General features: G+C 72.6%; 5 protein-coding genes and 1 CRISPR repeat array. Of the genes, 3 read left to right on the top strand and 2 right to left on the bottom strand.

The features are described 5' to 3' along the window. Positions 1-134 precede the first annotated feature (134 nt). Positions 135-1,559, bottom strand: coding sequence for a helix-turn-helix transcriptional regulator (locus AB0B89_RS33785; protein WP_358560982.1), 1,425 nt, complete (start codon positions 1,557-1,559; stop codon positions 135-137). 296 nt (positions 1,560-1,855) lie between these two features. Between AB0B89_RS33785 and AB0B89_RS33780 the strand changes: the two genes are divergently transcribed. Next, positions 1,856-2,155 (top strand): hypothetical protein, encoded by a 300-nt coding sequence (locus AB0B89_RS33780; RefSeq protein WP_358560980.1) that lies wholly within the window; start codon positions 1,856-1,858, stop codon positions 2,153-2,155. A 79-nt stretch (positions 2,156-2,234) separates the two neighbouring features. Here AB0B89_RS33780 and AB0B89_RS33775 read toward each other — a convergent pair whose 3' ends face one another. Further along, a complete protein-coding gene (locus AB0B89_RS33775) occupies positions 2,235-2,939 on the bottom strand; it encodes a DUF427 domain-containing protein (protein ID WP_358560977.1) in 705 nt (234 codons plus the stop codon). Positions 2,940-3,038: 99 nt separating this feature from the next. On the opposite strand from AB0B89_RS33775, the gene AB0B89_RS33770 reads away from it, so the two are divergent. Further along, entirely contained in the window at positions 3,039-3,971 is a 933-nt protein-coding gene (locus AB0B89_RS33770; RefSeq protein WP_358560974.1) for a nucleoside hydrolase, read from the top strand. A 63-nt stretch (positions 3,972-4,034) separates the two neighbouring features. Beyond that, positions 4,035-5,246 (top strand): hypothetical protein, encoded by a 1,212-nt coding sequence (locus AB0B89_RS33765; protein WP_358560972.1) that lies wholly within the window; start codon positions 4,035-4,037, stop codon positions 5,244-5,246. A 64-nt stretch (positions 5,247-5,310) separates the two neighbouring features. Next, positions 5,311-6,797: a CRISPR direct-repeat array (repeat unit 22 nt; unit sequence CATCCCCGCGTGCGCGGGGGCG).

Raw genomic sequence — 6,797 nt, 5'->3', positions numbered from 1 at the left:
GTGGGAGTCGGGGTCGGGGTGGGTGACGGGGAGCCGCCCGCGCTGGTGGCGGTCGACGCGGCGGGACCGGGCGTCGAGGCCGACGCTCTCGCACACCTCCACGAGGATCGCGGCGGCCTCGTCCGCCAGCATGCTCATGGACGTTCCAGCGCGAGCTGCGGGCCCGCCTCCGCCAGCAGGTCGTGTAAATGTCGCGCGGCGGGCGTGCGCCGCTCCCCGCGCGGCACGATGGACAGCAGGGCACGGGCACGGGTGACCACGATCGAGGTGCGGTGCTCCGGCGGCACCTGCGTGAGGGCCTGCTCGGCCAGCCGGCAGGCCTCCTCGTACCCGCCGTCCCTGGCGACGTGCGCCGCCTGGTCGAGCAGGACGAGCGCCGGGTCGATCGTGTAGGGGCTGGAGGGCCTGGAGATCCACTCCTGCACCTGCTCGGCCTCACCCAGCTCGATGAGCGTGCCCATGCGGTAGAACTGCAGCCGCCTCTCGGAGAAGCGGAAGGCCAGGTGGTCGGCACCCTCGCGGGGCATGCGGGAGAAGATGCGCTCGGCCTCGGCCAGCGCGACGCGGGCGGCCTGGTGCTCGCCCATGCGCGCCAGGGCCCGCGCCTCGGCCGCCGCGCCGAGCGCCGCGGGCGAACTTGGAGCGCTCCCGGCCAGCATCCGGGCCTCGCGCGCCAGCCGTACGGTCTCGGTGAGGTCGCCGTAGTAGTACGGCAGCATGGCCTCCTGCGCCCGTACGAGGGCGCGCAGCCGGACCTCTCCCATGTCGTCGGAGGCCGCCCGCGCGGTGCCGTACCAGGCGTGGGCCTGGCGGGTGTCGCCGAGCTTCATCAGCGCGTCGGCCGAGAGCAGGGCGAGCATGGTCGTGGCGTTCAGCAGGCGGCGCTGGGTGACGGCGGGCTGCCGGGACGACACGAGCCTGCGCACGTCGGCGATCTCCAGCATCAGCCGGTAGAGCATCGGCAGCGGGGCGCTCTTGATGTACTCGCGGCGGTAGCGCAGTACCTGCTCGTCGAGCCGGTCGAGCTGGTCCTCGCTGATCGTGCCGGTGGCCAGCGTGCGGTCCATGTCCTGGCGGGTGCGCTCGACCTCGGCCAGCAGGCGGCCGTTGAGGGGGAGGCCCGAGCTCAGCAGGGCGTGGTGGAACAGCGCGCGGCGCTCGGCCTCGTCGTCGGCGTCCAGCGTGGGGACGCGGGAGTGCGGGGCGGCGTCCTCGGCGGGGACGGCGTGGGCCGGGGTGACGACCACGACGTTCGGGCTGTCACCGTCGTCGCAGTAGTCGGCCGCCAGGCCAAGGCGCACGGCGTTGGCGGAGTAGAGCCGGGCGATCTGGTCGATCGTCTGCGGCCGGGGACGCGCCCGGTTGTTCTCCCAGGCGTTCAGCAGGTCGATGCTGGCGCGGGGCAGCCCGAGGGAGTGCGTCTCGCACAGCCGCTCCAGCTCCTCGATCGCCTGGCGCGCCGACCACCCGCGTGCGAGGCGGTGGGCCTTGAGAAGGCTCACACCGCAGCAGCTGTTGATGGCCTGAGCCGTCTGCCATGGGCTCCACTGCCGGGCCACGGCCTGCTCCCTCCAGCGCCGCGCGCAAGCTGGGGAATGCTCTCCACGGGCCATGTCCGCCCTCCGCCACTGGAGTGTTCCGCCTTACGGATGTTTCCCAGATGTTAACCAGTCGGCACCTAAAGACCTACAGCGTTATGGGACTGATGCCTGGGCATCCGCGTGGTTTCCACGTAAACCTGGCGCCCAACCGACGGTATTCCACATATCAGTGGATTTGCTCTGATTGCCGGTAGGAGCTCGCGGGTTCAGTCTGGTCCCCAACCGGTCCCACCTTGTCCCCGCTGGAGACCACTATGAAGACGGCAGAACCAAGCATCCAGTCGGCCGAGGCCATCGACCACCTGGAGCGACTCGCCGCGCAGTTGGAGGCCCACGCCTTCCAGGTGCGCCTCACGGCGCGCACCGGACTCTATCCGCGCCTCCGTGTGATCAATCCGATGGCCCCGGCCGTCACCGAGGACGTGCTCGCCGCCAACGCCGCCGACGGCGAGTGGTGGTTCTGGCTGTCGTGGGCCGGCCGCATCGGCCACGCCTCCGACATCGTCACGGCGGCTGAGCGCATCGCCAGCGTCCTGCACGTGATCCGGCGCTGACCTCTCCTCCGATCCTCCGACGCGGTTTCCCGTACGGCTCGCGCAGGGCATGACGCGCGAGCCGTACGCGTGCGAAGGCCTAGAAATGGGAGACCGGGCGGTCCTGGAGGACACCGTCGAGGTAGGTGTCGACCTTCTCGTCGTAGAAGGCCACCAGACCCGCGATCTTCTGCGACTCCGGGAGAGGCGTCCGGTAGGACCAGACGATGTCCTTGTTTCCGCCCAACGACCAGTACTCCGCCTGGCCCTTGTACGGGCAGTGCGTGACCGTGTCGGTGTGTTCCAGCAGGTCGAAGCGGACATCGGTCTTCGGGAGGTAGTACCTCGGCGGCAGCCCTGTCTCGAACAGGACGCGCGCGCCGCGCGAGTCCGCGACGGTCACACCGTCCACCTCGACGCGCACGTGCCGCTGGCTCGCCAGGATGTCGACCCGGGTGTACGGGTCGCGGGCGTGGACGTAGACCTCCTCGTCCTCCTCGAACCAGGCGTCCATGGCGGCCCAGTCGAACCGCACCCTGCCCTTGAGCTCGTCGATGGGCGAGTCGCCGTAGACGGTGGCGGCGCCGGATCGGCCCTCGATGTCGTGGATCTCGCCGTCGCCCCGGCTCGGCGAGTGGTCGGTCCGCCCCGTCGCCGTGAGGCGTTCCATGTCGACGTCGTCCGTCGGGAAGTAGTACGTCGGGTAGTAGGGGATCTCCCACACCAGCAGCGCGCTGGAGGTGTCGGCCACCGGCCGTCCTCCGATGTACGCGCGGACACGCTTGGCGGTGGGCTCAACCCTCACCCGGCCACGCTTGGTCGGCTCCATGGTCCGGGCAACCCAGCGACCGCGACCGATATTCCCGACTTGCCGGTATGTCGTGCCGTCATCCAAGCTGGGTGGGTGCCGCCCAAGAAGATCATCATCGACTGCGACCCCGGCATCGACGACGCGCTCGCCATCACGCTGGCGCACGGCAGCCCGGCCCTCTCGATCGTGGGCATCACCACGGTCGGCGGCAATGTCGACCTCGGCCAGACCACCGGCAACGCGCTGAGGCTGCGGGAGTTCCTCGGCTTCCCCGGCGTCCCGGTGACGGCCGGCAGCGCGGGCGCCCTGCTGCGCGCCCGGGTGGACGCGGCGGAGGTCCACGGCCCGCTCGGCCTCGGCGAGGCCCGGCTGCCCGAGGCCACGCTCCCGGTGCGCGAGGGGCACGCCGCCGACTTCATCATCGAGACGCTCAAGGACGCTCCCGGCGAGATCACCCTGGTCGCGATCGGCCCGCTCACCAACGTGGCCCTCGCCCTGCTCAAGGAGCCGAGGATCGCCGAATGGGCGCGCGAGTTCGCGATCCTCGGCGGCTCGTACACCCGGGGTAACTTCTCCCCCGCCGCCGAGTTCAACATCGCCGCCGACCCCGAGGCCGCCGCCATCGCGTTCGGCGCGGGCTGGACGGTGACGATGCTCGGCCTGGACGTCAGCCGCCAGGCCCTCGCCGTCGGGAAGGTGGTCGACCGCATGCGGGCCATGGGCCGGCTCGGCGCCGACCTGCTCGTGCCGTGCGTGGAGTTCTACGGCATGGTCACGGCCGACGAGGGCCCCGCGATCCACGACGCCTGCGCGATCGCGTACCTGATCGACCCCGCGCTCGTCACACTGGAGCCCGCGGTGGTCCAGGTCGAGACGGCGGGCCGGTTCACCTCGGGGATGACCGTGACCGACTTCGCCCTCGCCGGCCGCGCGCCCAACGCCCTGGTGGGCACTTCGCTCGACGTGTCCGGCTTCTGGGATCTTGTCCTGAACGTGTACGAGGACGTCGCGCGGCGGATCGGCTAGCCCGGGCGCGTCAGGGGCGGATCGGTGGCGGGGCCGGGACGCTTCCTGGGAGCATGCCGTGCCATGGGGAAAAAGCGGCGGTGGCCGATCGCGATCGCCTGCCTGGCTCTGGTGACGGCGTGCGGCGGGGGTCGTACGGGGACGCCGCCGTCGGCGACCGTCCCGGCGGCGGGGTCCTCACCGGGCCGTCCGTCCACCTCCCCGGCCGCCGCCGCGACGGGAGAGACGGTGGTCTCCCCCGCGTGGAAGCCCGTCAAGGGCGCGAAGCTCGAAGGGAGCGCGGCGCTCCTCGACGTGGCGGCGACCGGCCCGGGAGACGCCTGGGCGGTGGGATACAAGGGCAGCGCGGAGGACAGGGAGGGCTCCCCGGCCCTCCAGCACTGGGACGGCACGCGCTGGACCCAGACGACGGTCTCCCCTTCTGACGCCCGGCATCTGGTCGGCGTCAGCGCGGGCGGCCCCGACGACGTGTGGGTCGTCGGCAACGCCGAGAGCGCCTACGCCGCGCACTGGGACGGCGGCCGATGGACCGGGTGGCATCCGTTCGGGGTTGCCGACGACTACTCCCTGTCCGACGTCGCCACCACCGGGGAGCACGCCTGGCTCGTCGGCCGCACCCCCTCGCAAGGGGTGATCATGGAGTGGACGGGGCGGGGGTTCCGCAACGCCCTGCGCGCCGACGGGTACTTCACGGCGGTCACCGCCAAGCCCGGCCACGTGTGGGCGGTCGGCACCGACGCCCCGCCCGGGACCCCGGGCACGCCGATGGTCTGGCACGGCACCGCCGTGTCGGGGCCGGACATCCAGTCCTGGCAGCGCGGCCGCACACCGGAGATCGCCGGGGGCGTCCTGCGCAGGGTCTGGATGGTCACACCGTCCGACGTGTGGGCGGTGGGCAGCGTGTCGCCCCCGGACGGCGCGGCGGAGGTCCCGCTCGTCCTCCACTTCGACGGCGCCTCCTGGCAGCAGGTCCAGGTCCCGGTCCCCCGGGGGAGACTCGACGGGGTCACGGCGTCCAAGCCGGACGACGTGTGGATCAGCGGCATCGACGCCGACCACTCGGGCCAGGTGCTCTTCCTCCACTTCGACGGCCAGAAGTGGACCCCGTCGTACGGCCCGCTGCTCCGGCGGGAGCGGGCCGACCAGCAGTACCCGGAGTCCGACGACATCGGCAGGACCGGCATCACCCGGGTACCCGGCTCCTCCCGGCTGTGGGCCGTGGGCTCCGTGGGCTGGGGAGACGCCGAAGCCGCCTTCATCCTCCGCCACAACTGACCGGCCCCACGCGTTTGCAGGGGCAAGGTCCCCGACAATGTCGAACTCGCACTCGGCACCGGAGCATCCCCGCGTGCGCAGGGGCGAGGGCGCGTCGGACTCCAAAGCCGGGGCGGCGATCGGAGCATCCCCGCGCACGCGGGGGGCGAGCGCCGGGTTCGCGGGATCGGAGATCCACCACCGGGAGCATCCCCGCGCACGCGGGGGCGAGGGCGTCGACGCGAGCGGGCTGGCCAGCTCAAGCGGAGCATCCCCGCGTGCGCGGGGGCGAGGGAGCAAACAGGCTCTCAGCCCGGCGCAGCTCCGGAACATCCCTGCGTGCGCGGGGGCGAGTCACCGCGCCTCGACCGGCCCGGCCCGTGGCGCGGAACATCCCCGCGTGCGCGGGGGCGAGCGTACAGAACGACCGCGAGAGTCACACCGCTCCGGAACATCCCCGCGTGCGCGGGGGCGAGCCCCGCGCTGGCTATCGCGGGCGCGGTGTTCGCGGAACATCCCCGCGTGCGCGGGGGCGAGCGCGCGGGTACGTCACGTCGGACACCATGATGGGGAACATCCCCGCGTGCGCGGGGGCGAGGCGCGAGTACACGGGTGTGTCGGCGCAGGGGCTGGAACATCCCCGCGTGCGCGGGGGCGAGGTAGGCGCGGGCCGCCGCGTAGCTCTCCATCCAGGAGCATCCCCGCGTGCGCGGGGGCGAGCAGCTCACGTGCGCGCACCTCCATGTGGTCACGGGAGCATCCCCGCATGCGCGGGGGCGAGGATCGAGCGGGGGTAACGACGCACGGGATGCCTGGAGCATCCCCGCATGCGCGGGGGCGAGCAGGCCCTCGGCATCGCGAGCCCGAGCAAGGTGGGAGCATCCCCGCGTGCGCGGGGGCGAGGCGCGGGGGGGAGCCCATGGAGAGCGTGACAAGGAAGCATCCCCGCGTGCGCGGGGGCGAGCGGCCCGTGTCGGCTCGCGTGGGCCAGTGTGGGGGAGCATCCCCGCGTGCGCGGGGGCGAGAAAGTGAAGGACCTAGAGAGGAAGTTGGATGCCGGAGCATCCCCGCGTGCGCGGGGGCGAGAGCCGATGCGGAAAGCGCCGGCACGAGTCTCGGGGAGCATCCCCGCGTGCGCGGGGGCGAGGAGGATGGGCAGATGAGAAACGTCCTGCACGCAGGAGCATCCCCGCGTGCGCGGGGGCGAGTCGACTCACCGCGCCGTCTGGTCCTCTACCGCGGGAGCATCCCCGCGTGCGCGGGGGCGAGCACACGCGTACGGCCTCGCCGCGTGAGCCGAGCGGAGCATCCCCGCGTGCGCGGGGGCGAGGCAGACCACCAGCGCGCCGCCGCCCCCTCCGCCGGAGCATCCCCGCGTGCGCGGGGGCGAGGGCTGGCGGGCTGCGGCGAGGAGGCGTTCCCGGGGAGCATCCCCGCGTGCGCGGGGGCGAGTCAGCAGTAGGCCTAGCGGCAATGTCAATGTAGGGAGCATCCCCGCGTGCGCGGGGGCGAGCGAGGACAACTGTCGTGACGGGAAGAGGCCAACGGAGCATCCCCGCGAGCGCGGGGGCG

The sequence above is a fragment of the Sphaerisporangium sp. NPDC049002 genome (assembly GCF_040649355.1).
Classification (GTDB): Bacteria; Actinomycetota; Actinomycetes; order Streptosporangiales; family Streptosporangiaceae; genus Sphaerisporangium.
Note: the sequence above shows the minus strand (reverse complement) of the source record. Positions and strands in the feature narration are given on the sequence as shown.

Bases quoted from the DNA above. Each gene is read 5' to 3' on its own strand.
- AB0B89_RS33780 (WP_358560980.1), top strand. From the start codon at position 1,856: ATGAAGACGGCAGAACCAAGCATCCAGTCGGCCGAGGCCATCGACCAC.
- AB0B89_RS33765 (WP_358560972.1), top strand. From the start codon at position 4,035: ATGGGGAAAAAGCGGCGGTGGCCGATCGCGATCGCCTGCCTGGCTCTG.